This window comes from Flavobacterium sp., assembly GCF_027533505.1.
In the GTDB taxonomy this organism is placed as follows: domain Bacteria; phylum Bacteroidota; class Bacteroidia; order Flavobacteriales; family Flavobacteriaceae; genus Flavobacterium.
Genome location: NZ_JAPZUB010000004.1, coordinates 85,720 through 109,689 on the forward strand (window position 1 = coordinate 85,720; position 23,970 = coordinate 109,689).

At 42.9% G+C, this 23,970-nt stretch carries 24 protein-coding genes; 7 read left to right on the forward strand and 17 right to left on the reverse strand.

What is annotated here, in order from left to right; translation table 11 throughout:
- Window positions 1–9 precede the first annotated feature (9 nt).
- The 3 genes from O9316_RS01405 (at window position 10) to O9316_RS01415 (ending at window position 3,545) form a co-directional block, all read left to right on the forward strand.
- The gene (locus tag O9316_RS01405) at window positions 10–948 is read left to right on the forward strand and encodes a nitronate monooxygenase (RefSeq protein ID WP_298204890.1); all 939 of its coding nucleotides are present in this window, start codon (window positions 10–12) and stop codon (window positions 946–948) included.
- Between the two features lie 3 nt (window positions 949–951).
- Window positions 952–2,559, forward strand: coding sequence for an alkaline phosphatase PafA (gene pafA / locus O9316_RS01410; RefSeq protein WP_298204891.1), 1,608 nt, complete (start codon window positions 952–954; stop codon window positions 2,557–2,559).
- A gap of 77 nt (window positions 2,560–2,636) precedes the next feature.
- Complete coding sequence (locus O9316_RS01415) at window positions 2,637–3,545, forward strand: YitT family protein (protein WP_298204892.1); 909 nt, start codon at window positions 2,637–2,639, stop codon at window positions 3,543–3,545.
- A 35-nt stretch (window positions 3,546–3,580) separates the two neighbouring features.
- Here O9316_RS01415 and lysA read toward each other — a convergent pair whose 3' ends face one another.
- Complete coding sequence (gene lysA, locus O9316_RS01420) at window positions 3,581–4,786, reverse strand: diaminopimelate decarboxylase (protein ID WP_298204915.1); 1,206 nt, start codon at window positions 4,784–4,786, stop codon at window positions 3,581–3,583.
- A gap of 358 nt (window positions 4,787–5,144) precedes the next feature.
- Here lysA and sucC point away from each other — a divergent pair, with 358 nt between their 5' ends.
- Window positions 5,145–6,338, forward strand: a complete 1,194-nt coding sequence (gene sucC, locus O9316_RS01425) for an ADP-forming succinate--CoA ligase subunit beta (protein WP_298204893.1) — start codon at window positions 5,145–5,147, stop codon at window positions 6,336–6,338.
- Between the two features lie 306 nt (window positions 6,339–6,644).
- Here sucC and O9316_RS01430 read toward each other — a convergent pair whose 3' ends face one another.
- The 3 genes from O9316_RS01430 to O9316_RS01440 all read right to left on the reverse strand — a co-directional run bounded on the left by O9316_RS01430 (window position 6,645) and on the right by O9316_RS01440 (window position 8,355).
- Window positions 6,645–6,845 (reverse strand): DUF2892 domain-containing protein, encoded by a 201-nt coding sequence (locus O9316_RS01430; protein ID WP_298204894.1) that lies wholly within the window; start codon window positions 6,843–6,845, stop codon window positions 6,645–6,647.
- Between the two features lie 90 nt (window positions 6,846–6,935).
- The gene (locus tag O9316_RS01435; protein ID WP_298204895.1) at window positions 6,936–7,340 is read right to left on the reverse strand and encodes a DUF1456 family protein; all 405 of its coding nucleotides are present in this window, start codon (window positions 7,338–7,340) and stop codon (window positions 6,936–6,938) included.
- A 205-nt stretch (window positions 7,341–7,545) separates the two neighbouring features.
- Window positions 7,546–8,355, reverse strand: a complete 810-nt coding sequence (locus O9316_RS01440) for an alpha/beta hydrolase-fold protein (RefSeq protein WP_298204896.1) — start codon at window positions 8,353–8,355, stop codon at window positions 7,546–7,548.
- Window positions 8,356–8,396: 41 nt separating this feature from the next.
- On the opposite strand from O9316_RS01440, the gene O9316_RS01445 reads away from it, so the two are divergent.
- Entirely contained in the window at window positions 8,397–8,798 is a 402-nt protein-coding gene (locus tag O9316_RS01445; RefSeq protein WP_298204897.1) for a TerB family tellurite resistance protein, read from the forward strand.
- Window positions 8,799–8,891: 93 nt separating this feature from the next.
- Here the strand turns inward: O9316_RS01445 and O9316_RS01450 are convergent, their stop codons facing one another.
- The 10 genes from O9316_RS01450 to O9316_RS01495 form a co-directional block, all read right to left on the reverse strand.
- Entirely contained in the window at window positions 8,892–9,329 is a 438-nt protein-coding gene (locus O9316_RS01450) for a PaaI family thioesterase (protein WP_298204899.1), read from the reverse strand.
- Between the two features lie 3 nt (window positions 9,330–9,332).
- Entirely contained in the window at window positions 9,333–10,088 is a 756-nt protein-coding gene (locus tag O9316_RS01455; protein ID WP_298204900.1) for a hypothetical protein, read from the reverse strand.
- Window positions 10,089–10,177: 89 nt separating this feature from the next.
- Window positions 10,178–12,178 (reverse strand): excinuclease ABC subunit UvrB, encoded by a 2,001-nt coding sequence (gene uvrB / locus O9316_RS01460; protein ID WP_298204901.1) that lies wholly within the window; start codon window positions 12,176–12,178, stop codon window positions 10,178–10,180.
- A gap of 260 nt (window positions 12,179–12,438) precedes the next feature.
- Window positions 12,439–13,638, reverse strand: a complete 1,200-nt coding sequence (locus tag O9316_RS01465; RefSeq protein ID WP_298204902.1) for a DUF3570 domain-containing protein — start codon at window positions 13,636–13,638, stop codon at window positions 12,439–12,441.
- 12 nt (window positions 13,639–13,650) lie between these two features.
- On the reverse strand, window positions 13,651–13,860 hold the full coding sequence (locus O9316_RS01470; RefSeq protein ID WP_298204903.1) for a DUF4266 domain-containing protein: 210 nt from the start codon (window positions 13,858–13,860) through the stop codon (window positions 13,651–13,653).
- Entirely contained in the window at window positions 13,857–14,750 is an 894-nt protein-coding gene (locus O9316_RS01475) for an FAD:protein FMN transferase (RefSeq protein ID WP_298204904.1), read from the reverse strand. Before O9316_RS01475 ends, O9316_RS01470 begins: the two co-directional genes overlap by 4 nt.
- Before the next feature lie 30 nt (window positions 14,751–14,780).
- A complete protein-coding gene (locus O9316_RS01480; RefSeq protein ID WP_298204905.1) occupies window positions 14,781–15,203 on the reverse strand; it encodes a thioredoxin family protein in 423 nt (140 codons plus the stop codon).
- A 58-nt stretch (window positions 15,204–15,261) separates the two neighbouring features.
- Complete coding sequence (locus O9316_RS01485; protein WP_298204906.1) at window positions 15,262–15,918, reverse strand: thiamine diphosphokinase; 657 nt, start codon at window positions 15,916–15,918, stop codon at window positions 15,262–15,264.
- Window positions 15,919–16,078: 160 nt separating this feature from the next.
- Window positions 16,079–16,897: a DUF4249 domain-containing protein gene (locus O9316_RS01490; protein WP_298204907.1), complete on the reverse strand. Its 819-nt coding sequence runs from the start codon at window positions 16,895–16,897 to the stop codon at window positions 16,079–16,081.
- A 4-nt stretch (window positions 16,898–16,901) separates the two neighbouring features.
- A complete protein-coding gene (locus O9316_RS01495; RefSeq protein ID WP_298204908.1) occupies window positions 16,902–19,271 on the reverse strand; it encodes a TonB-dependent receptor in 2,370 nt (789 codons plus the stop codon).
- Window positions 19,272–19,398: 127 nt separating this feature from the next.
- Between O9316_RS01495 and O9316_RS01500 the strand changes: the two genes are divergently transcribed.
- Window positions 19,399–20,106 carry a hypothetical protein gene (locus O9316_RS01500; protein WP_298204909.1) on the forward strand — a complete coding sequence of 236 codons (708 nt, stop codon included), beginning with the start codon at window positions 19,399–19,401 and terminating at the stop codon, window positions 20,104–20,106.
- Between the two features lie 49 nt (window positions 20,107–20,155).
- Here the strand turns inward: O9316_RS01500 and O9316_RS01505 are convergent, their stop codons facing one another.
- The 3 genes from O9316_RS01505 to trmD all read right to left on the reverse strand — a co-directional run bounded on the left by O9316_RS01505 (window position 20,156) and on the right by trmD (window position 22,784).
- The gene (locus O9316_RS01505; RefSeq protein WP_073364892.1) at window positions 20,156–21,379 is read right to left on the reverse strand and encodes an NADP-dependent isocitrate dehydrogenase; all 1,224 of its coding nucleotides are present in this window, start codon (window positions 21,377–21,379) and stop codon (window positions 20,156–20,158) included.
- A 217-nt stretch (window positions 21,380–21,596) separates the two neighbouring features.
- Entirely contained in the window at window positions 21,597–21,947 is a 351-nt protein-coding gene (gene rplS / locus O9316_RS01510) for a 50S ribosomal protein L19 (RefSeq protein WP_298204910.1), read from the reverse strand.
- Window positions 21,948–22,106: 159 nt separating this feature from the next.
- Window positions 22,107–22,784 carry a tRNA (guanosine(37)-N1)-methyltransferase TrmD gene (trmD, locus tag O9316_RS01515; RefSeq protein ID WP_298204911.1) on the reverse strand — a complete coding sequence of 226 codons (678 nt, stop codon included), beginning with the start codon at window positions 22,782–22,784 and terminating at the stop codon, window positions 22,107–22,109.
- A 106-nt stretch (window positions 22,785–22,890) separates the two neighbouring features.
- On the opposite strand from trmD, the gene O9316_RS01520 reads away from it, so the two are divergent.
- Window positions 22,891–23,823 carry a peptidylprolyl isomerase gene (locus O9316_RS01520; protein ID WP_298204912.1) on the forward strand — a complete coding sequence of 311 codons (933 nt, stop codon included), beginning with the start codon at window positions 22,891–22,893 and terminating at the stop codon, window positions 23,821–23,823.
- Window positions 23,824–23,970 lie beyond the last annotated feature (147 nt).

Here is a 23,970-nt window from a genome sequence, read left to right on the forward strand (position 1 = left end):
AATTTTTTAATGAATCGCATTACCCAACTTTTTAACATAAACTACCCCATTATTCAAGGGGGAATGATTTGGAATTCAGGCTACAAATTGGCCAGTGCTGTAAGTAATGCCGGTGGACTGGGACTCATCGGAGCGGGTTCGATGTACCCTGACGTATTACGAACCCATATTCAAAAATGCAAACAAGCTACCAATCGCCCTTTTGGGGTCAACGTTCCTTTACTATACCCCAATATTGAAGAGATCATGCAAATCATCGTCGAGGAAGGGGTGAAAATCGTTTTTACTTCGGCTGGGAACCCCAAAACGTGGACTGCATTTTTAAAAGAACACGGTATTACGGTGGTGCATGTGGTGAGCAGTTCCAAATTTGCTCTCAAAGCCCAAGAAGCGGGGGTCGATGCTATTGTAGCAGAAGGGTTTGAAGCAGGGGGACATAACGGTCGCGAGGAGACTACTACGTTTACTTTGATTCCTATGGTACGGGCACAACTCACACTCCCATTAATAGCCGCGGGCGGGATAGCCACGGGAAGGGGCATGTTGGCGGCCATGACCTTAGGTGCCGATGGGGTACAAATGGGCAGTCGATTTGTCGCCTCCGTTGAAAGTTCGGCGCATGATGCCTTTAAGCAAACCGTTATTGAATCGCAAGAAGGCGATACCGTACTGACCTTAAAAGAATTGGCCCCAGTTCGTTTGTTAAAAAATAAATTTTATACCGATTTGCAAGCCTTGTACAAACAATGTCCCTCAGAGGAGGAATTAAAAACGTTGTTGGGAAGAGCACGCGCCAAACGCGGGATGTTTGAAGGCGATTTGGTGGAAGGCGAATTGGAAATTGGACAAATCGCAGGGTTGCTCAACGAGATCAAACCCGTAGCTGAAATTATTGACGAAATCATCCGCGATTTTAAGGCGGCACAACAAGAACGCATACATTTTTAACCGATGAAAAAATACATCGCTATCCTTTTCGGGATTTTTGGACCCCTTCATGCTCAAGAGCGCCCAAAGTTGGTTGTCGGTATCGTGGTCGATCAAATGCGCATGGAGTATTTATACCGATTTCACAATGATTTTACCGAAACAGGTTTCAAACGCTTGATGCGCCAAGGATACACCTTCCACAATGCCCATTTCAACTATATGCCCACCTATACCGCTCCGGGGCATGCAAGTGTGTATACGGGTACTACGCCGTCCGTTCACGGTATTGTTAGCAACGAATGGTTTAGTCGCAGCACAGGGAAAGAGCGCTACTGTACCGATGATGCGTCGGTTACCCCTTTGGGTGAAGGCGCTGGAAAAGAAGGGTTGATGTCGCCCAAAAATTTAAAAGCCACTACCATTACCGATGAATTGCGAATGGCGACCCAATTTCAAGGAAAAGTTATCGGACTCAGTATCAAAGATCGCGGGGCAATTTTACCGGCGGGTCATTTTGCCAATTGGGCGTTTTGGTACAATAAATCGGGACAGTTTATTTCGAGTTCGTTTTACGGGGCACAACTTCCCAATTGGGTTACGGCATTTAATGCGCAAAAAGGCTATATGAAGTACCTTAATGAAGGTTGGAAACTGTACAAAGCCCCCGAAGTATATAACGAAAGTGATCCGGACGATTCCCCCTATGAAGGTAAATTGTATGGGGTAGACAAGCCCGTTTTTCCATATGATTTGAAGGCAATGTATGAAAAAAATGACGCCGGTGTCTTGCGTGCTACGCCGTTTGGCAATGATTACTTGGCTGAATTTGCCAAAAAGGCCATCGAAAATGAAGGCTTAGGGAAAGATGCCATTACCGATTTTCTCGCCCTTAGTTTTTCGTCCACCGATTATGTAGGTCATATTATGGGGGCTCGTTCCATGGAATTGCAAGATACTTATTTGCGCTTGGACCAAACAATTTCTGATTTTTTGGATTTTTTAGATAAAACGGTAGGTAAAAATCAATACCTGGTATTCCTTACAGCCGATCATGCTTGTGCCGAAAATGCAGTTTTTTTACGAAATAAGCAGTACGCAGTTACGAATTTGGATTATAAAGCCATCGGTGCGGGTCTGAAAGCGTTTTCCCAAGAAACTTTTGGTGATAATTTTGTGTTAAATTACTCCAATTTTAATGTGTATTTGGATGAGGCTAAAATTCGAGAAAAAGCCTTGGATTATGCCACGGTAGAAGCGAAGTTTATGACTTACTTGCAGAAGCAACCGCATGTCAAAGCCGTATTTAATCAGCAAGATATTCAAGTAGCCTGTGAAGGCGATTATTACAAAATGATGATTGCGCGTGGCTATGATGCCAGGGAAAACGGTCAAATAGTGGTTTTGGATGAGCCTGGATTTATTGAATACGGTCCCACGGGAACTTCGCACGGTACCCCTTATGCCTATGACACCCATGTACCATTGCTGTTTTTCGGGTGGAAAATTCCGCAAGGGCAGAGTTACGAAAAACGATACATTACACAAATAGCACCTACCTTGAGTCAGAAGTTGCAAATCACCTTTCCCAACGGATCCAGTTGTGACGTATTACCCGAGCTTTTTCGCTAGTCATAAATTGATGTTAAACGAATATAAGTCCTTTATCCAAAGGGCTTTTTTTTGTATTTTGGGTCAAAAGTAATTCTATGAAAGTATTGATAAAAAATCTTTACCACGAGAGCGCACGAATCAAAGAGTTGGTTTTTCAGCGGTATGTGAAAGACGTTATTTTAATTTCAATTGGCGTCACCATGGCGACAATAGGCTTAAAGCAATTTTTATTGCCCAACGACTTTTTGGATGGGGGCGCTATGGGGTTGTCCCTACTTTCAGAACGAATTACGGGTATTGAATTGTCAGTCTTAATTGTACTTATCAATTTACCTTTTATACTTTTAGGTGCACGACAAATTTCTTGGGAGTTTGCGATTAAAAGTATCCTGGCAATTTTAGCCCTTTCCCTCCTTGTTCATTTTGTTGATTTCAAAATTTTAACGACGGATAAATTACTTATTTCAGTATTTGGCGGCTTCTTCTTGGGCGCTGGCATTGGATTCACCATTCGTGGAGGTGCAGTGATTGATGGCACCGAGGTTATGGCCATTTATATGAGTAAAAAAACAAGTCTCACGGTGGGTGACTTCATCTCGATTTTTAATGTATTTTTATTTGCTTTCGCTGCTTTTTTGTTTACCGTAGAAACGGCGATGTATAGTATGCTAACGTACTTTGCAGCTTCCAAAACGGTTGATTTTATCATCAATGGTATAGAAGAGTATATCGGAGTAACCGTAGTGTCAAGTAAACCCATAGAAATTAAGCAAGCCATTATCGACAATCTTCATCATGGGGTGACCGTATACAATACCGAGAGTGGCTACGGAAAAGGAGGCTTAGATCCCCATAAAAATAAAGTGATTTACTGCGTCGTTACCCGTTTGGAGGTGACGAAACTGATTTTAGAAATTCAAAAGGTGGATGAAGGCGCTTTCATCGTGCAGCACGCCATCAAAGATACCAAAGGCGGAATGATCAAAAAACGTCCGTTGCATTAAAACAAAAAGGCTGTCCGTTACGACAGCCTTTATTTTTATAAATCCAATAGAATTTGATTTTGGAGTAAATCTTCAAAGGTTTCCCGTTCCCGAATCAAGTGCCCTTGACCGTCTTTCCACAAAACTTCGGCAGGTTTGAAACGCGAATTATAGTTGGAAGCCATCGAAAAACAATACGCTCCCGCATTTTTAAAACACAACACATCGCCTTCGTTGATTTCGGCAATGCGGCGGTTATTGGCAAACGTGTCGGTTTCACAGATATAACCTACCACCGTGTAAAATCGTTCCTTGCCTTTGGGGTTGGAAATGTTTTCGATGCTGTGAGACGAACCGTATAACATAGGGCGAATCAAGTGGTTGAACCCCGTATCGATACCAGCAAAAACAGTCGAAGTGGTTTGTTTTACGACATTCACTTTGGCCAAAAAATGCCCCGCTTCACTAACCAAGAATTTTCCCGGTTCAAAAGCCAAGGTCAATGGTTTACCATATTCTTTTTCAAAAGCCAAAAACCGTTTGGTCAATTTTTTACCCAATTCCTCAATGTTGGTTTCAATGTCGCCTTTTTTGTAAGGGACTTTGAATCCAGAGCCGAAATCGAGGAACTCCAAGTTTTTGAATTGTTTGGCTGTATCAAAAAGAATTTCAGCAGCATACAAGAATACCTCGATATCCAAAATATCCGACCCCGTGTGCATGTGGATCCCGTTGATCGTCATGCCTGTGTTTTCAACGATGCGCAAAATATGCGGCACTTGGTAAATCGAAATTCCAAATTTACTATCAATATGTCCCACAGAAATATTCTCATTCCCTCCGGCCATCACATGCGGATTGATGCGGATACATACCGGAATTTTCGGATGCTTAGTACCAAAATGTTCCAAAACCGATAAATTATCGATGTTGATTTGCACTCCCAAAGTGGCCGCTTGTTCGAGTTCCTCAAACGAAACACCATTTGGCGTGAAGATAATGCTATCGGGTGTGAATCCTGCATGAAGACCGAGTTGCACTTCTTGAATCGAAACGGTATCCAATCCGGACCCCATCTTTCGGAACAGCTTCAAAATTGAAATGTTTGACAAGGCCTTCATCGCATAGTTGATACGTAACGATTCCACCTTGGAAAAGGCGTGGGTAAGGCGTTGGTACTGGTGTTCAATTTTGGCGGCATCATATACATACAGCGGACAGCCGTAGGTTTGAGCCAATGCGAGTAACTCTGTGGTTTGCATGCTGTTCAAAAAAATAGATTTAAATTATACTCCACAAAGATACCGTAATCCTCACGGGAAGTCAAGTGCAGTAAGGATTTATGGGAATTTTTTAACAAAGGATAGGCTGGATTGGGAAAACGATTTTTTTTTAGCCCCGACCTGCCTACCGGCAGGCAGGTTGAGCCGAGATCCTATTTTTTTTGGCTTTTAGGACGTTGTGATTGGGCCAAAAAAATAGATAAAAGCGAAAGCGGGAATAGCTCCAAAAAACTTACTAAATTAGTATACATTTCTTTTTTGTTTGGGGCGATTTCTTTACATTTGTGGCACTTAATTTCGGACGCTGTCCGAGCGCAACTAAACTTATTACAGTACTATGAACATACACGAATATCAGGGGAAAGAGATTTTGGCAAAATACGGCGTTCGCGTACAGCGCGGTATCGTTGCAAACAATCCAGTAGAGGCGGTTGCCGCTGCCAAACAATTAACGGCCGATACCGGAACGTCCTGGTATGTGGTAAAAGCACAAATTCACGCTGGAGGCCGCGGAAAAGGAGGCGGTGTGAAATTGGCTAAAAATTTAGACCAAGTCACCGAAATTTCCGAACAAATCATCGGCATGATGTTGGTTACGCCACAAACGCCACCGGAAGGAAAAAAAGTACATAAAGTCTTGATTGCTGAAGATGTATACTACCCTGGAGAAAGTGAAGTTTCTGAATTTTATATGTCGGTTTTGTTAAACCGCGGTACGGGACGTAACATGATTATGTATTCTACCGAAGGGGGGATGGATATTGAAGAAGTAGCCGAAAAAACGCCGCATTTGATTTTCACCGAAGAAATCGATCCCAACATAGGACTACAAGGGTTTCAAGCCCGTCGCATTGCCTTCAACTTAGGGTTGTCGGGTAACGCGTTTAAAGAAATGGTGAAATTCGTAGATTCATTGTACACGGCCTATGTTTACAGCGACGCCTCGTTGTTTGAAATTAACCCCGTTTTAAAAACTTCGGACAATAAAATCTTAGCGGTTGACGCCAAAGTAAACATCGATGATAACGCCTTGTACCGTCAAGCAGCCATTGCTGAAATGCGCGATATTCGTGAGGAAAATCCGATTGAAGTAGAGGCGAAAGAAGCGGGATTAAACTACGTGGATTTGGATGGAACCGTGGGGTGTATGGTGAACGGTGCTGGATTGGCGATGGCGACAATGGACTTGATCAAGTATGCCGGTTTTGAACCCGCAAACTTCTTGGACGTAGGAGGAACAGCCGATGCCAAACGTGTAGAAACCGCTTTCCGTATTATCTTGAAAGATCCCAATGTAAAAGCAATCTTAATCAATATATTTGGTGGTATCGTTCGTTGTGACCGTGTGGCGCAAGGGGTAGTAGATGCCTACAAAAATATGGGTGACGATATCAAAGTGCCGATCATTGTGCGTCTACAAGGAACCAATGCGGAGGTAGCCAAAGAATTGATCGACAACTCTGGAATGCCTATTTTATCGGCTGTACAATTCCAAGAGGCTGCCGACCAAGTGAAAGCGGCTTTGTCGTAACGAAATATATACTATACATTAAATCCCGATGCTTCAAGGTATCGGGATTTTTTTTGACATCAAGGGTCAATTTTTTTTAAGGGCACTCCCCCGAAGGGTAAAAACTACGCTTTTCAAGCTTGTTTTACGCCCTCGGGGTCAGGCTATCCGTTGCAAGTCCGTTGCCTCCGTAAACTGCGGCATCCGGGCTTTCCACTGCTATCCTTAGTGCGTTTTGCTCCATAAATAACGTTGACAACAAGAGCAATTTCTTTCGAATTCCAATCTTGATGGATTTGTTACGTCTTCACAAGCCATTTTATTCCGCTATTTTTTGGCAGTAGTAATGCCTAGTAACGGATATAGTGGACAAAAACGCACCAACGACGTTACGGTAAATACTCCTGCAAAGACCAATCCAAGGGTCCCTAACGTTCCTGAAATGATTCCTTGGCTGTAAAGCAATACTAAGGCAGCGGCAATGACTAGTCGAATCGCACGGTCTGCTAATCCCATATTTTTTTTCATCGGGTGTTGTTTTAAATGATTATCCCAAAGGTAGATGTCAAAAAAACAGCATAGCGTGACTTAGGTTACAAACTTTGATAAAAGAAAGGATTACTTTTCTTTTTTCTTGCCGTTTTTATAGTTGACTTTCTCCACAATAACAGGTTTGGCATTGAACTTTTTCACGGGTTTTTTTCCGTAGGACTTGGGAGCAGTTCCTTTTGGTTTATCACTTATTTCCTGCTTTGGTGGGGTCCTTTTGTGGGTGGCAATCACCTTCAGCGGATTCTTCGGCGCGTCTTTTGTACCTCGTAAGTGAATGATTAGTCCGTTTAAAAAATTGCGTAAAATTTGATCGCCACACTCCATAAACTTCGGATGTTCCGCATCACGGAAAAAGTTGCCTAATTCTCCTTTTGAAATGCGGAAATCCACCAATTCAAGTATTTCTACAATTTGGTCATCGCGCAACTGCAAAGCCACACGGAGTTTTTTAAAAATATCGTTGTTATTCATTTTTTCAGTAATCAGTAATCAGTAATCAGTAATCAGTATTCAGTATACAGTGGTCAGTAATCAGTAATCAGTAATCAGTATTCAGTGGTCAGTATTCAGTATTCAGTAATCAGTAATCAGTAATCAGTATTCAGTCACTAATCACCCCCGAAGTCTCGGGACTAGTCACCCCCGAAGTTTCGGGACTAGTCACTAGTCACTAAATTCAGAACAGCCAAAGGTACGCTTTTTCAAACTGTTCCCGCCAGAGTTTTTCGTTGTGTTGTCCTCCTTCGATAATAGTGCTCACATTCTTTTTTTTACAGGAGCAACGGCGGCTATTGATCCATAACTCAATTGCTTTCAGGTCTTTTACCATAGCGTCATCCCCTTCTTGGTCGCCGCACATCAAATAGATTCGGGCTTTGTAGTGGGATGTTTTCTCCAGAAGTTGCATTAAGGGTTCCCGATTAATCCAAAATGCTGGGGAGAAACACCCTACTTTTCCAAAAATGTTTGGATATTTTATCGAGGCATAAAACGCCATCAATCCTCCCAACGAACTCCCAAAAATCGCCGTATGCTTAGCTTCGGGTTTGGTGCGGTAATGGTGATCCATATAGGGTTTCAAGGTTTCTACAATAAACGCTAAAAAGGCATCTCCTTTCCCGCCACCATATTTCGCATGTGGAAAAGGAGTGAGTTCTTCGATACGTTTGTCTCCCCCGTGATCGATACCGACTACGATAGCTGGATTTTTTTGTTGGTCCATAGTCTCATCAATACCCCACTCGCCAGCATACGCCGTTTTGATGTCAAACAGGTTTTGACCGTCGGGCATATAGATTACGGGATAGCGTCGCGTTGTTTGTGTGTAGTTTTTGGGGACGTAAATCCGAATGGTTTTGGAGGTTTCCAGTTGCGGAGCTTTCAACGTAATAACCTCTAGCTGAAGTGCTGCCGTAGAAGATTGGGCATAGCCTACACCTGAAATTACGCAGCATAAAATCCATAATCGTAGCAGTAGCGTTCTCAATTTTAAGAAAAATTTATATTTTAGCTAAAAATACGGAAATCATGAATACCGCCTCCGAGAAAATGAGTTTATTGGCCGATATGATCGCTTTTGCCATTGTCGATGGGGAATTGCACGAACGTGAATATACGTTTTTGACAATAGTCGCCACGGAATTAGGGGTTTCTAAAGAAGATTTTCGACAATTGTTCCATGAAGAACACCGTTCAGAAATCATTAAATCGGAGTTTGAACGCATTCAACAGTTTTACCGGTTGGCCTTGTTAATGCACTGCGATGGGGTGTTACACGAACGGGAACGTATCAAAATTCATGAAATTGGAATCAATATGGGCTTGAATCCACACGCCATAAAACGAGTATTAAAAGCAATGGAAGCGTCTCCCAACCGAATGATTGCTCCTGAATTTCTTTTGGAAGTATTTCAAGAACAACACAATTAATTATCGGTTGCTGTCCACCTCTTTGGGAGTGTTAAACCATTAATGTTTTATTCATTCCAATAGTTCCATACAACATCCTTCGGGTTGCTTTTTTTATTGGTAACCCATACTTTCATTCAACGGCAAGCCGCTTTTCATAAAATTACCTGTACCCCGCGCTACTTCACGGCCTTTGGCATCATACAATACAGCATCGCCGATGAACAAATTCCGAGATACAAATTGAACGGTCCCGATGGCTTTAATTGTTCCAGATTTTACGGGACGTAAAATTTGGATGTGAAACGAAGTCGTGTAGATAAAACTATCGGTGATTTGCGAATTAACGGCAAAATACGCGGCGTCATCCAGTATTTTAAAATAGACCGAACCGTGGAGCGATTGCCCAGCATGAAAGTAATCGGGTCGAACAGTCATCGTGATTTCTGCGCGTCCTTCGGCAACTGTTAAATGCACATCAGGGTAGATTTGTTGGTTAATCGGACCCGAGTGGTACATTTGTTCTAATTTGCGGTAGTGGGATTCGTTCATCTCTTATTCGGTTAATTCAATTCCCAAATTTAAGGAACGTGTAGGATACAATTTCCATTGGTTGTTGTAAAAACACCACGAGTCGTTTGCCGTGGTATCTTCCCAGAAAAAAATACCTGGCTCATAGAAAAAGGAGAGCTGTGTGGCATTTTTATCGTGCGAATAGTTTTTGTTTTCTTCAATTAATAAATGCTGTAAACCAACGAATAATCCTTCTTTAGGAACTTCAATAACCTGATCCGTAACATCCACAACGGTTTCTTTGTCTCCTTTTTTTAAATTACAAATTAGCGTTTCTGTATTGAGGAGTTCGCCCGGAGCACCATTAGCATTTACACTATAAAAAATGAGCGCTATTTTTCGTTGATTTGAACTGGTGCGGGAATAGAAGGTGATGGATTTTAAAAATTTTAAAACAGCATCTCCTTTGACAAATTTGACAACACATACCGATTGCGCATCGTATTGTACATAGAAGGCTTGGCCTTTCCGGCTGGCTTTGGCAACAACAGTTGGATTCGTGTTTTTAGGTTTGCGAATGACAACTTCATCGAGTAGATACGGAACGGGTTTTAAATAGATAGGACTTTGATTGGAACGAATTACTTTTTCTTCGTAGCCAATGGCCGTTACTTTTAAAAGCTTATCATTTGCCATTGGGACTTCAAAAAAACCCAATGAATCGGTGTTACGAATTATTTGTTTTTCATTCCAAATGTTGGCATAGCTTACCGGTTGACGGGTAATAGAATCGAGCATTTGGAATTTAGTTTGACCAAAACTAGCATAGGCGAGTAAAAGGATACATAGGTTTTTCATGAAAAAGTAACGGCAAGATTTCGCCAATATTATACCTTCGCCAATTGGGTTTCCAACACTTTAATCGCATCCCGTAATTTTGCGGCTTGCATGAAATCCAATTCTTTAGCGGCTTTTTCCATTTCTTTACGGGTGTCGCGAATCCGTTTTTCAATTTCCGATTTGGATAAGTATTCCGTTTGGGGTTCGGCGGCTTTTTGAATAACTTCTTCGTAATTGTAGGTGCCTCCCAATTGATTTTTCGTCAAGGGATTGCTTAATTTTTTATGGAGTGCTTGCGGGGTGATGTTATGTTTGGTGTTGTAATGCATTTGCTTCTCCCGACGGTAATTCGTTTCGTCAATCGTTTTTTGCATCGAAGCCGTGATTTTATCCGCATACATTATGGCTTTTCCATTCACATTCCGTGCAGCGCGACCCACGGTTTGGGTTAGGGAACGGTGGCTGCGTAAAAAACCTTCTTTGTCCGCATCCAAAATGGCGACTAAGGAAACTTCGGGCAAGTCCAAGCCCTCTCGCAGTAAGTTCACCCCAATCAACACATCAAACAAGCCTTTGCGTAAATCTTGCATGATTTCCACGCGTTCCAAGGTGTCGACATCGCTGTGGATGTAGCGGCAACGGATGGAGACTTTTGTCAAATACTTTGTCAATTCCTCCGCCATACGTTTGGTTAACGTCGTAACCAAGGTGCGTTCATCTATTTCACAACGCTGTTGAATTTCTTCAATTAAGTCGTCGATTTGGTTGAGACTGGGACGAATTTCGATAATCGGATCCAACAATCCTGTGGGACGAATAATTTGTTCGACATAAACGCCTTCCGTTTTTTGTAATTCATAATCCGCAGGTGTCGCCGAAACATAAATCACTTGGTTTTGTAGGGCTTCAAATTCTTCAAATTTCAACGGTCGGTTGTCCATAGCAGCGGGTAACCGAAAACCGTATTCGACCAAGTTTTCCTTACGACTGCGGTCGCCACCATACATAGCATGGACTTGTGAAATGGTCACGTGACTTTCATCGACGACCATTAAATAATCTTCGGGGAAGTAATCCAGCAAGCAGAAGGGCCGCGTGCCGGGTTGACGGCGGTCCAAATAGCGGGAATAGTTTTCGATACCCGAGCAATATCCCAATTCGCGAATCATTTCCAAATCGAAATTGGTGCGTTCTTCCAAACGTTTGGCTTCGAGATGCTTTCCAATTTCTTTAAAATAATCGACCTGTTTCACCAAGTCTTGCTGAATGTCCCAAATGGCCGCTTCTAACACTTCGGGGGAGGTCACAAACATGTTCGCGGGATAGATGTTGAGTTTGTCGTAGCGCTCGATCACTTTCATGGACGCTCGATCGAAACATTCAATTTCCTCGATTTCATCCCCAAAAAAGTGAATCCGAAACGGGTCGTCGGCGTAGCTGGGAAAAATTTCAACCGTGTCGCCTTTGATGCGGAAAGTCCCGGGCGTAAACTCAGCTTCCGTTCGGGCGTACAAACTTTGCACTAACCGGTGCAGTAATTTGGTTCGGGAAATCGTTTGGTCGCGGTGAAGGGAAATCACGTTTTTTTGAAATTCAACAGGGTTACCAATACCGTACAAACAAGAAACGGAGGCTACGACTAAGACATCCCGACGGCCTGAAAGTAGGGCAGATGTGGTGCTCAAACGCAGTTTTTCCAACTCCTCGTTGATGGATAAGTCTTTTTCAATATAAGTTCCCGTTACAGGAATATAGGCTTCGGGTTGGTAATAGTCGTAATACGAAACGAAATACTGTACCGAATTATTAGGGAAAAACTGCTTGAATTCCGAATGCAACTGCGCGGCCAACGTTTTATTATGCGCCAAAACCAAGGTAGGGCGTTGGATTTCCTGAATCACATTGGCCACGGTAAACGTTTTTCCCGAACCGGTGACGCCGAGTAGGGTTTGGTATTTTTCACCCGCTTCAATGCCTGCCGCCAGTTTGGTAATGGCTTGGGGTTGATCGCCGGTGGGTTGGTAATCGGAAATGACTTGGAATTTCATAGTGAAAGGGCAATTTTTACCTTGGGGGTGTGGCTACAAAAATAACGAATAATTCCGGTGAAATGGGGACGAGTTTTGGAAGGTTTTGAAAGGCAAGGTTGATTTTAGCCCCGATTGAGGCTTTGTTGGAGCTCTTGACGCATTCGCGGAAAAGCGACTGCCGAAAGCGGGAGGAGGGTTGTATAAAAATGGGGAATTGCTTGCTCCAAAAAAAACGCCACAGTGACAACGACTGTGGCGAAATTCTTGCTATGACAACGTTATTTGAACTGCAACGCTAGCGTGAGGATATGCGAGGAAAGGCCGTTATCGCGTGTGTAGTATCCATAGCGTAGTTCGAAGGAATGAATGCGTTTGATGTTGAAAATTCCCCGATCGGTATCGGTCTTGTGGTAGGCGAGGCCGAACATGTGGCTGGAGAATTGCGACAGGTCGAAATCACTGGTGTAAAATTCGGTTCCTGGCGTGTGTTGAAAGATTTCTTTAAAATACTTGGCTTGCGTTTGGGTGTAAAACCGGTAGGGAAAGGCCAATGATGAAAAGGCATTGATTTTGTACACGGGTTCGAAACTAAACGTATGCGATTGAATATTCCACGAGTCGGAGTAGTAGCGGTAGAGCGAACGAAACACCCAATGATCGCCGAGGAAATAATTGGCCCGAATACCAATGGGGATTTTAAACCGCGTTTCCGGTAGTTTTTCAGAGGCGACTGCAAAATTGTTGAAGTACACCCGATTGAATTTGGTGCCGAGGAGTCCTTGTTGGTAGCCAATATCGGCCATGATGGATAGTTGAAAAACTTTATTAACCACGTGCGAATAGACCAAGCCCAGGTTATAGGAATTTCGCGGCTTCGAGTCCAAATGATTCGCCTGATTGTCTGAAGGATTGCCGCGGAGTTCGATAGGTAAAATAACCTTCCAGGTGTCGAGGAACACAGAGGCTTTGGCGGAGAACTCGCGGTTGTTGTCTTTGGAGTTTTTAATAAATCCTACATTGGCGCCTGTGGAGATGTAATCGTACTCGGCGGAGGCGGATAATCCCGTGGTTACCGCATAGTTTTTCTCCTCGTTTTTATAGGTGTATTGTCCCGAAGGATACACGCGCATGTCTTGGTATGAGGCGGAAGTGACGGAATTGGGGTCAATTTTATCGGACGAGGCGGAGGTATAGGAATCCACGCCCAAGGCAAAATTGAATTGGTGGCTCCGTTGCGCTCGGCCTTTTTTGGTCAAGATAACTTCAAATTGCGTCGCGATATCGGTGAGTTTTTCGGTTCCTTTACCCCCTGTAACGGCTGAATTGTCGCCGGTTTGGGTGTAGTAACTGGAGATGAAATTAACCTCTTCGATTTTCAATTTTTGTTTTTTGTAGGTACTTGTCGAATCCGATTGCGCTTGGGCTTTCGGATGGAATAGTACGGCAAGTAATGCCGCGGTGATGATTCGTTTTTTCATAAGTAAGGGGTCTTAATTACAGCCGCATCCACCGCCGGTTTTTCCTCCATTGGCACCTGAGCTTCCTTCGCGGTATAATTGGAAGGTGCTTTCGAACTTTTCGGTGGGTTTGGGTGCTAGCGCCATTTCGGCATCATTAATTTTTGCTTTTTGGTACTCTTTCACGGTCGAGCAGGAGGTAGCGACGAGGCCGAAAAGACTTGCTATAACGAACTTTTTCATACGAGTTTAATATTTTTTGAAGTGAATATTTGGTTGTGGTCATCGATGAGGATGCACCCAATAAAAGGCAATTGGTTGATGAAATCGAGTCCAACATCGATTCCCATCACAGTCACGGGTGTAGCGAGTGCGTCTGCAATTTCAGCGTTGTCGGCAATGAGCGTGACGCTTTTGATGCCGCTTACGGGGTAACCTGTTTTGGGGTTGATGGTATGGGAGTAGCGTTTCCCGTTGATGATGACGTACTTTTCATAGTTGCCCGAGGTAGCTACAGCTTTATCGGAGATTTGAAACCCGGCAAAGAGCGCTTTTTTGGTATTGGGGTCGGCAACGCCAATGGTCCACGGTTGTCCATTTTCTTGCTGTCCCCAAGCGGCTAAGTCTCCTGAGGCGTTTACGATACCGCTCGAAATGCCTTCTTTTTTCAAGAGCATTCGGGCCCGTTCGGCGGCATATCCTTTGCCAATGCCACCAAAACCAATGCGCATTCCTTTATTTTTTAGCATGACCGTTTGGTTGGCTTCGTCCAAGAGAATGTTTTTGTAATTGATGAGGGCTACCGACTTTAGGGCTAGTTCAGGATCGGGTAAGTTGGTCATTTGCGTGTCAAAATTCCAAAACCGTTTGTCAATACTGCCGTAACTTAGGTCAAAAGCCCCTTGGGTAATGGCGGAAAGGTGCTGGCTGCGCGCAATGAGTTGGAAAACCTCTTCCGGAACTTCCACGGGAGCAATTCCAGCTTGACGATTAATGGCTGCGGTGATGCTTGTTTCTGAAAACGTGGTGAGTAAAGCTTCAATACGTTGAATTTCGCCAATAGCCAGGTCGAAATAAGGTGTTACTTCGGCTTCCGTTTCTCCCAAAAGCGAAAATTCAAAGTGGTTACCCATTAAACGGGCTGTTTGTTTGAATAGCATTGTTTATTGTAAGGCTTTGATAAAATCGGCTACGGATTCTTGTGGCAAGCCTTCCCATTTTTTGAGTATTTTTTGCTGGTCATCCAAGACAAGTATGAGAGGAAAAATGCCTTTGGGATTGAATTGATCGGCTAGCGATTCATTGGCTTTTTCCTGTGCCAAGGGTAATTTGTTTTTTTGTAAGCGTGGGAAATCGACTTGGAGTACTACCAAGTTGTTTAGGGCGAAGGCTTGAAATTCAGGGGCCTGAATAAACTTTTTCTTAAATTGTATACAAGGGGCACACCAATCGGAACCCGAGAAATACAATAAAATTTTATGCGAACCCGCTTGTGCCTTTTGGAGGGCTTCATCCATGGTTTTGACCTCTTGGGCACCCACAGAAATAGTCGCGAGTACTAATACTAAGCAGCGTAACTTTTTCATACATTATAAATTATAGTAAATATAACGTATAAGAAAAGTTTATGGTATAATTGAATTCTTAACTTTCGATTAAGATTAAGTCGCCCGTTTCATGCGTAATGGTTACCAGTCCGTCTTGCGCTACATGATTGCTACTGCCGGTGCGGTAGCCTAGTGTGAGCGAATCCTCATGTAGGGGATAAAAAAGGTTTTGACTATGAATTCCATGCACCGTACCTATGGGAATAAGAGAGAGCACGGTGTCTTTGGGGTACCATTTTTCAAAATGACGGGGGAGAAGGTAGAGTTTGGAATAATCGTCAAAAAAAACAATCTTTAACGCTTCGCGGTAAGCCGCCATGATGGTTACGTTGTGCAGCGTATGGTCCATGCGGTATCCGGTGGCCCAGACGACATTTACTGCTTTATGGCCCCGCTGAATGAGGTAATCAAACGCCTTTTCTAAGTCGGTTTTATTTTGATCGGGCGCCGGTATAATTTCGAGTGGGTAGTGTTTTTCTTTAAATGGATAGGGGTCAAAATCCCTGTCAAAGTCGCCCAATAGCACGTCGACTTTTATCCCCAATTCCACTACACGCTCCATGGCCGAATCCAAAACAATCACCAACGGCTGCCATTCCAAGAGCTGATGGAGTAATTCCATCGAACAGTTAGCCCCATTTGCAATAATCAGCGCGGGCTCTTGGTCGTCTCGTACGATGTGGTGGGAGGACATGGGGTAGGGATTAGTGATTAGTCCCGAGACTTCGGGGGTGATTCGTGATTCGTGAACTTCCTTAATTCGTGTTGGCCATTTTAATTCATTAATTACAATGTTAAAAATAGGGAATATTTCAAATGACTTACTCTTTTGTTGTCAAACGTGATGTATTATATTATTCCACAATATAATCGCGGTAATCGACTTCCGATAAATGGAAATAGCCTAATGGAAAGTTGGCTTCATTGGTTTGATTGACAATATTCCCTCGGAGAGTGGCCGGTGGCGTGGCAAATGGGCTACCGTTTTGATTCCCCGCGATGTTCAACAACTGATTCATATAATTGAAGTAGCGTTCGGTGATGCCTTGCAAACGAAAACGAAGGGGAACGCCTGCTACCAAATCTTCTTGGGTATAGAAGCCAAACATTTGATTTCCCTGAAAGAACTCATCGGAAATAACCCCAAATTCGGGGATGGCCAACTGTGCATTTTGAACTCCAACGAAGTAAAAATTGTCCTCATTGCCATTGTCTTGGTAGAAAAATTTGACCTGAATTTCTTCGCCACCAAAGCCTTGCACGGTAGTTTGAGAAACCGAATCAATCTCCGGCGTGGCCAATAGTGGTGCGGTTGCTCGGTACGTTTCGCCATTGTAAATCACCGTAAGCGTATACACTTCGTTAATCACAGGCACAAAAGTGGTGCAAAGGTATTCGCCCGAGTTGGGAACCACTTCCACAAAAGGAAACACCGTATTACTACTATTGGTAATGACTACGGTGGCGCCCGATACGGTGGGAACATCGGGAGCGTAATAGCCCGTAGTAGTGGTGAGTCGTATTTTCTGTTCGTTACCCGGAGTTCCTTTTTCCCACAAAATTGTTGCATCAACGACCAATTTAGGGGCAGCCGTATCCAGGTCCAACGTAATCGGGTCTTCACAACTCCAACTTAAAAAGGCGACCAATAAAAGAGCAATATATTTTTTCATGGGATTAAAATTTAAAATTATAAGTAATCGAGGGCACAATACCAAAAATGGACAAACGCAACGATTCATTCAAACCGGTATTTTGATTTTGGCGGAAGGTGATACTGGCAGCATTTCTTCGACTGTACAGGTTGTACACACTAAACACCCATTCTTCTTGCCAACGTTTTCCCTTCTTTTTGGGCGTAAGAGTGGCTGATACATCCAAGTGGTGATAGAGCGGCAGATTGGCTTCATTGCGCAATCCAAAACTCGGAACGGTAATGCCTTGGTATTCGTATTGTCCGTTAGGGAAGGTTACGGGTTGTCCTGATTGAAGCACAAAGTTGGCCCCAAACGTCCATTTCTTACTGTATTTATAGGAGGAAGTAATCGCTAAGTTATGTCGTTTATCAAACCCAGAACTATACCATTCCCCATTGTTGATGCCTGTTTCTTGGGGAGTACGCCCCGGAGTACGTTGTTCTGATTTGGACAAGGTGTAGGAAATCCAACCGGTCCAATCGCCTGTGTTTTTTCGAAATAACACTTCAAGACCATACGATCGCATTTCCCCATTGAGCACTACTTGTTCGATGGCTTCATTGGCAATCAAATCGGCTCCGTCAATGTAGTCCATACGGTTTTTAACGGTTTTATAAAACGTTTCTACTTCAAGGGAATACGCATCGTTTTTGAGGTTGGTAAAATACCCTAAAGCGATTTGATCGGCAATTTGGGGTTTGATGTATCGATCGCTCGGTGTCCAAACGTCCAATGGAGTTGGCGAAGCGGTGTTGGATACCAACTGAAGGTATTGCACCATGCGGTTGTATCCCAACTTTAAAGAAGCGTTGGAGGTCAGTTCATACGACAAGGCCAAACGTGGTTCGAGGTTGTTGTAATCGGCCATGATCTCATTTCGGCCATAGGAAACGGTTCCAATGGGTGTTGCTTTCTCATAGATTTTCAACTCTTCATCAAAAACAACGGGTTGGTTATTTTCATATAGATTTAAAGTTGAAGCCCCTAAGCGGTAAAACCAACTGTAGCGAAAACCGTATTCGACATTCAATCGGTCGCTAATTTTTTGCTCGGCACTCAAATACACTGCGGGTTCAAAAGCATATTTTCGTTCCAGTTGTCTAAAATTAATTCCGGAGTCCTCTCGGGAGGGTTCAATGGTCCCTGGATTGAATTCGTAGTAAATACCATTTACCCCATAATACAACTTAATTTTATCATTAACATAATGGCGGAAGTCGTATTTGATGTGGTAGTTTTTGATCCCTGATTCCCAGTTGAAACCTACAAAATCCAAATTCAATCCGTAATAATAATCGCTATAAATGAGGGATAAATTCGAGAATAGTTTGTCGGAATACAAATGGTTCCAACGTAAATTTAAAGTCGAATTACCATAGGTATTTTGGAAACTCTGATTAATGTCAAAAACATCGCGTCCAAAATAGCCTGAAAGGTAAAGGGTGTTGTTTTTGTTGAACTTGTAATTGAGTTTTGTATTCAAATCATAGAAATACGCCGAATTGGGATTGTCGGCCAATTGTAAAAACAAATGGGCATAGGAAGCCCGTCCTCCGATAAGAAAGGAGCCTTTGTCTTTTTTCAGAGGTCCCTCGGCCAATAAACGAGAGGAAATCAAACCGATACCTCCGTTGATTTGAAAGTTTTTGTTGTTTCCTTCTTTTTGATAAATGTCCAACACGGATGCGGCTCTTCCTCCAAAACGCGCAGGGATTCCGCCTTTATATAATTTCAAGTCTTTGATGGCATCGGGATTGAATACAGAGAAAAACCCGAACAGGTGCGAGGAGTTGTAAATCGTGGCCTCGTCGAGTAAAATTAGGTTTTGATCGGCACCTCCTCCCCGCACATTAAATCCCGATTGTCCTTCGCCTGCATTGGTCACTCCGGGTAAAAAAAGGAGCGATTTAATAATATCGACTTCCCCAAGCACCACGGGGATTTTTTTTATGGTGGCCACCGATAGTTTATTGACGCTAATTTCGGGTTTTCGAATATTTGTTTTGGTTTCTTGGGTAGAAATGACTACTTCGTCCAATAGTTCCCCTTCTTCTTTCAACTTTACATCCATTTTTCGGTCCTGGTTGAGGTTGATAGGGATGCTTTGGGATTCATATCCCATATAGCTAATGACCAGCGTATATTCACCTTTGGGAAGTGTGAGGGAGAAAAAACCGTATTCATTGGTCACCGCAAACGACTTGGTACCTTGTACCACGATATTCACTCCAATTAAGGTTTCATTGTTTTTTTGGTCGGCGATGGTTCCACTGAGGGTAAATTTTTCTTGGGCAGATACCAATGCGGTGAAGCATAAAAAAAGTAAGGTGAATCGAAAAAGTTTAGGCATGGTCTTTGTTAATTTTTTTGCAAATTTGACGATTCAAAGGACAGGTTGTTACGTGACGAGTGTTAATGTAAGGTTAAACTCGCTGTGGCCCAACAAAATCCAAATAATTTTAACCCAAAATTACGACATGAAATTCCGCCTCTTTCTCGTACTGTTTCTGGTCACCTTCACGGGTTGGTCACAGCTGGAATCGCGTCGTAAGAAAATCAAAATCAAAGCGGTTCCCGATAAACTAGCGCAAAAAAAAGCAGAGGTCGCGACTACGCCCACCGTGTTGCCTGCATTCAAGTTTGATGCCCCAAAAGCACGTACTTCCGATGATATTATTATGCAGAGTTTGCCCCAGTTACCCAAAGTGGGGGATACGCCCGACAAACAATATCCCGTGCGCAACCCTGCAGAATTATATACCGATCAGTTCAATAATAAGTTGAAGGAAGAGGGGGTGAGTCCCGAACTTTTCAATCGCGATATGGACTTGGGGCGGGTCATTGTTTTTACCCAAACGATTCACTTGGCTACACGCGATTACGGTTTGATTGATGGCGATAACATTCGGGTGTGGCTCAATGGCGTTTTGGTCAATCCTTCCATAGTATTGCGTGACGATTTGCAAGAATTTAGCGTGCAACTCAATCCGGGGATGAATATTATTGAAATTGAAGCCTTAAACTACGGGCAAATTTCACCCAATACCGGTCAATACGATTTTAAAGATGCCAATGGCGTGCTGTTTTCCCAAAAGTATTGGAACTTGGGGATTGGCTATAAAGCGCGACTGCAAGTGGAGTATGTAGAAAAAATGGATAAGTCCAAAACGGAACCCCAGAAATAAAAAAAGACGGTCACACAATGAACCGTCTTTTTTATGGAGCTACATAGCGTTAGGCCAATTTACGGTCGAGATTTTCCTTTAAGGTTTGTAAGAAATCCTCAGTGGTTAGGTAGTCCGCATCAGTAAGCCCTTCAGGTTTAACAAGCATGGCCAAATCTTTCGTCATTTTTCCACTTTCTACGGTTTCAATACAAACGGCTTCCAAGGCATGGCAAAAATCGATTAAGGCTTGATTGCCGTCTAATTTTCCGCGGTGTTCCAAACCTCGTGTCCATGCAAAGATAGACGCAATAGGATTGGTTGACGTTTTTCTTCCTTGTTGGTGCTGACGGTAATGTCGGGTTACAGTACCATGAGCGGCCTCAGCTTCTACGGTTTTTCCATCGGGCGTAACGAGTACTGAAGTCATTAATCCTAATGAACCAAATCCTTGCGCTACCGTATCCGACTGTACGTCACCATCGTAGTTTTTACATGCCCAAACAAATCCACCATTCCATTTCATTGCCGAAGCCACCATATCATCAATCAAGCGGTGTTCGTAAACGATGCCTAGCGCTTCAAACTGACTCTTATAATGGTGCTGGTATACTTCTTCGAAAATATCTTTGAAACGACCATCGTATGCTTTTAAAATGGTGTTTTTGGTCGAAAGATACAACGGCCATTTTTTGGTCAACGCCATTTGAAATGAAGAATGGGCAAAACCATAAATCGATTCGTCGGTGTTGTACATACACATGGCGACACCATCATTTTTAAAATTGAACACTTCCCACGAAGTAGTTTGTCCGTTTTCATCGGTAAAGGACATGGTGAGTTTCCCTTTTCCTTTGATTACTTTATCAGTCGCTTTGTACTGATCGCCAAATGCGTGGCGGCCAATGACAATCGGTTGGGTCCAACCTTGTACATAACGCGGTACATTTTTCATAATAATCGGCTCACGAAATACGGTTCCGCCCACAATATTACGAATGGTTCCGTTGGGCGATTTCCACATTTCTTTGAGTTTGAACTCCTCCACACGCGCTTCATCGGGAGTGATGGTCGCGCATTTAATTCCTACGTTGTACGTTTTAATCGCCTCCGCAGCGTCAATAGTCACTTGGTCATTAGTGGCATCGCGGTGTTCAATGCCCAAGTCGAAATACTTAATATCAATATCCAAATAGGGTAATATCAATTGTTCTTTAATAAAACTCCAAATTATGCGAGTCATTTCGTCACCATCCAATTCAACCACCGGATGGGCCACTTTAATTTTTGCCATATAATCAGTATTAGTTTGTGTAATTAAACAAAATCCCACAAATATATAAAGATGCTAGTGACAATAGGCAGGATTGGGCTTCGAAATCGATTGAATTATCAAATTGCTAATTAAACGATTGCAAAAAATAAGATTGTAAATTTTATACGGCTATTTTTTTCAAAAAAAAAGTCCCGAAAATAAGATTCGGGACTTTTTATAGTACATTGGGAAACGATTAATAGCGTCTCTCTTTGATTTTTGCTTTTTTACCAGTCAATTCACGGAAGTAGAAGATACGTGCACGACGTACTTTACCACGTTGATTTACTTCAATTTTTTGTAAAGCAGGCATGTTCATTGGGAAGATACGCTCTACTCCAACAGCACCTGACATTTTACGGATGGTGAATGTTTCTGTAACACCAGCGCCTTTGCGTTGGATTACAACCCCTTTAAAAAACTGGGTTCTTGTTTTTTCACCTTCTTTAATTTCGTAATACACAGTGATCGTATCACCAGCTCCAAACTCAGGGAAGTCTTTTTTTGCTACGAATTCGTCTTGTACGAATTTTAATAAATCTGCCATTGTAACTAACATTAAGTGTTTTCTCAGAGCAACATTCACGATTCTCGTCAGAGGTTGGTCCAATGCGGGTGCAAATGTAATTAATTATTTTAAATTAGTAATGAGGAGTCTTAAATTTTTTGCACCCCCCTTTTTTTTACTGGCTTTAAAAGTAAATGCTTATCGATCAAGCAAGTCGGGGCGACGGTTTTGGGTATGTTCAATAGCTTTCTCTTCACGCCATTGGTCGATTTTGGCAGCATGACCGCTTAACAATACGTCGGGAACTCTCCATCCTTTATAATCGGCGGGTCGGGTGTAAATGGGAGGGGAAAGTAAATTGTCTTGAAAACTATCCGTCAACGCCGAAGTTTCATCGCTCAATACGCCCGGAATCAGTCGAATCAAAGCGTCAGCAAGAACTAAAGCACCAAGTTCACCGCCCGAAAGCACATAGTCGCCGATCGAAATTTCTTTGGTGATAAAGTGGTCGCGAACCCGTTGGTCTACTCCTTTATAATGTCCGCAAAGAATAATGATGTTTTCATACAACGACATCGCATTTGCCATCCCTTGGTGTAAGGTTTCCCCATCGGGTGTCATGTAAATGATTTCGTCGTAGTCGCGTTCACTTTTTAATTGCGTTATGCATTTATCGATGGGTTCAACCATCATCACCATCCCCGCGCCACCACCATAAGGGTAATCGTCTACACTTTTATATTTATTGGTGGTATAATCCCGAAGGTTATGAAAATACACTTCAACCAATCCTTTTTCAATAGCGCGTTTCATAATCGAAGCTTCAAAAGGACTGCGAAGAAGTTCAGGAACAACGGTGATGATATCAATGCGCATGGGTCATTTTTTGGACAAAGGTAATAAAGCAATTGGATTGAAATGGGTATTTTTAAAGTTGGCAGAATAAGTTTACCTTTGCCGCTTTATTTTTAATCGTTATACAATGGAAAATGGTATATATGCTAAATTCAACACCTCTCGTGGTGCGATTTTAGTAAAATTAACACACGATTTAACGCCGGGTACGGTAGGTAATTTTGTGGGTTTGGCTGAAGGTCAATTAGAGAATGAGGCACGTCCTATGGGAAAACCGTATTATGATGGCTTGAAATTTCATCGTGTAATTCCCGACTTTATGATTCAGGGCGGTTGTCCGCAAGGCATTGGTTCTGGGGGACCCGGCTATCAATTTGACGATGAGTTTCATCCCGAATTGGTGCATAGCGGTCCAGGCGTGTTGTCGATGGCCAATGCGGGTCCGGGTACCAACGGTTCTCAGTTTTTCATCACACATGTAGCAACGCCTTGGCTAGACGGAAAACATACGGTTTTTGGTCATGTGGTAGAAGGGCAATCTGTGGTTGATGCCGTACAACAAAACGATGTAATCGATAGTATTGAAATCATTCGTCAGGGCGACGAAGCTAAACAATGGAATGCTATTGAAGCGTTTCGAACGTTTGAAGGATCGCGCGAGAAACGTCTTGCCGAAGCGAAACGTCAAGCCGAAGCGGCCGTAGAAAAATTAGCTGCCGGTTTTCAAAAAACGGAGAGCGGTTTACGGTACCAAATCATTCAAAAAGGAAACGGAAAAAAAGCCGAGAAAGGACGTACAGTTTCGGTTCACTATACGGGAGCTTTAGACAACGGAAAAGTATTCGACAGTTCCTATGGACGCAAAAAGCCTATTGAGTTTCCCTTAGGAAAAGGGTATGTCATTGAAGGTTGGGACGAGGGGATTGCCTTGCTCCACGTGGGTGATAAGGCTCGTTTTGTGATTCCTTCCTATTTAGGATATGGTGCAGCAGGTGCTGGAGGGGTGATTCCTCCCGATGCGACCCTAGTCTTTGATGTGGAATTAATGGATGTTAAATAAATAGAGAAAGAAGCCGTCTCAATACTAAAATTTTGAGACGGTTTTTTTATTTGATTAAACTTTCATCAAAAGTTTACTATTTTAAAATGAGTTTAAAATTGCCTTTAAGCTGCAATTTTCTTTCTTAAGTTGTGTGCTAAAGCCATT

Excerpts from the sequence above, each read along its gene's own strand:
- uvrB (WP_298204901.1), bottom strand. The coding sequence starts at position 12,178 with ATGAAATTCCAAGTCATTTCCGATTACCAACCCACCGGCGATCAACCC.
- O9316_RS01455 (WP_298204900.1), bottom strand. The coding sequence starts at position 10,088 with ATGCTCGATTCTATTACCCGTCAACCGGTAAGCTATGCCAACATTTGG.
- O9316_RS01445 (WP_298204897.1), top strand. The coding sequence starts at position 8,397 with ATGAATACCGCCTCCGAGAAAATGAGTTTATTGGCCGATATGATCGCT.
- lysA (WP_298204915.1), bottom strand. The coding sequence starts at position 4,786 with ATGCAAACCACAGAGTTACTCGCATTGGCTCAAACCTACGGCTGTCCG.
- O9316_RS01520 (WP_298204912.1), top strand. The coding sequence starts at position 22,891 with ATGGAAAATGGTATATATGCTAAATTCAACACCTCTCGTGGTGCGATT.
- O9316_RS01485 (WP_298204906.1), bottom strand. The coding sequence starts at position 15,918 with ATGTCCTCCCACCACATCGTACGAGACGACCAAGAGCCCGCGCTGATT.
- O9316_RS01450 (WP_298204899.1), bottom strand. The coding sequence starts at position 9,329 with ATGAACGAATCCCACTACCGCAAATTAGAACAAATGTACCACTCGGGT.
- rplS (WP_298204910.1), bottom strand. The coding sequence starts at position 21,947 with ATGGCAGATTTATTAAAATTCGTACAAGACGAATTCGTAGCAAAAAAA.
- O9316_RS01430 (WP_298204894.1), bottom strand. The coding sequence starts at position 6,845 with ATGAAAAAAAATATGGGATTAGCAGACCGTGCGATTCGACTAGTCATT.
- O9316_RS01475 (WP_298204904.1), bottom strand. The coding sequence starts at position 14,750 with ATGGGTAACCACTTTGAATTTTCGCTTTTGGGAGAAACGGAAGCCGAA.
- O9316_RS01480 (WP_298204905.1), bottom strand. The coding sequence starts at position 15,203 with ATGAAAAAGTTACGCTGCTTAGTATTAGTACTCGCGACTATTTCTGTG.
- pafA (WP_298204891.1), top strand. The coding sequence starts at position 952 with ATGAAAAAATACATCGCTATCCTTTTCGGGATTTTTGGACCCCTTCAT.
- O9316_RS01490 (WP_298204907.1), bottom strand. The coding sequence starts at position 16,897 with ATGAAAAAATATATTGCTCTTTTATTGGTCGCCTTTTTAAGTTGGAGT.
- O9316_RS01415 (WP_298204892.1), top strand. The coding sequence starts at position 2,637 with ATGAAAGTATTGATAAAAAATCTTTACCACGAGAGCGCACGAATCAAA.
- O9316_RS01505 (WP_073364892.1), bottom strand. The coding sequence starts at position 21,379 with ATGGCAAAAATTAAAGTGGCCCATCCGGTGGTTGAATTGGATGGTGAC.
- O9316_RS01405 (WP_298204890.1), top strand. The coding sequence starts at position 10 with ATGAATCGCATTACCCAACTTTTTAACATAAACTACCCCATTATTCAA.
- O9316_RS01465 (WP_298204902.1), bottom strand. The coding sequence starts at position 13,638 with ATGAAAAAACGAATCATCACCGCGGCATTACTTGCCGTACTATTCCAT.
- trmD (WP_298204911.1), bottom strand. The coding sequence starts at position 22,784 with ATGCGCATTGATATCATCACCGTTGTTCCTGAACTTCTTCGCAGTCCT.
- O9316_RS01500 (WP_298204909.1), top strand. The coding sequence starts at position 19,399 with ATGAAATTCCGCCTCTTTCTCGTACTGTTTCTGGTCACCTTCACGGGT.
- O9316_RS01435 (WP_298204895.1), bottom strand. The coding sequence starts at position 7,340 with ATGAATAACAACGATATTTTTAAAAAACTCCGTGTGGCTTTGCAGTTG.
- O9316_RS01470 (WP_298204903.1), bottom strand. The coding sequence starts at position 13,860 with ATGAAAAAGTTCGTTATAGCAAGTCTTTTCGGCCTCGTCGCTACCTCC.
- sucC (WP_298204893.1), top strand. The coding sequence starts at position 5,145 with ATGAACATACACGAATATCAGGGGAAAGAGATTTTGGCAAAATACGGC.
- O9316_RS01495 (WP_298204908.1), bottom strand. The coding sequence starts at position 19,271 with ATGCCTAAACTTTTTCGATTCACCTTACTTTTTTTATGCTTCACCGCA.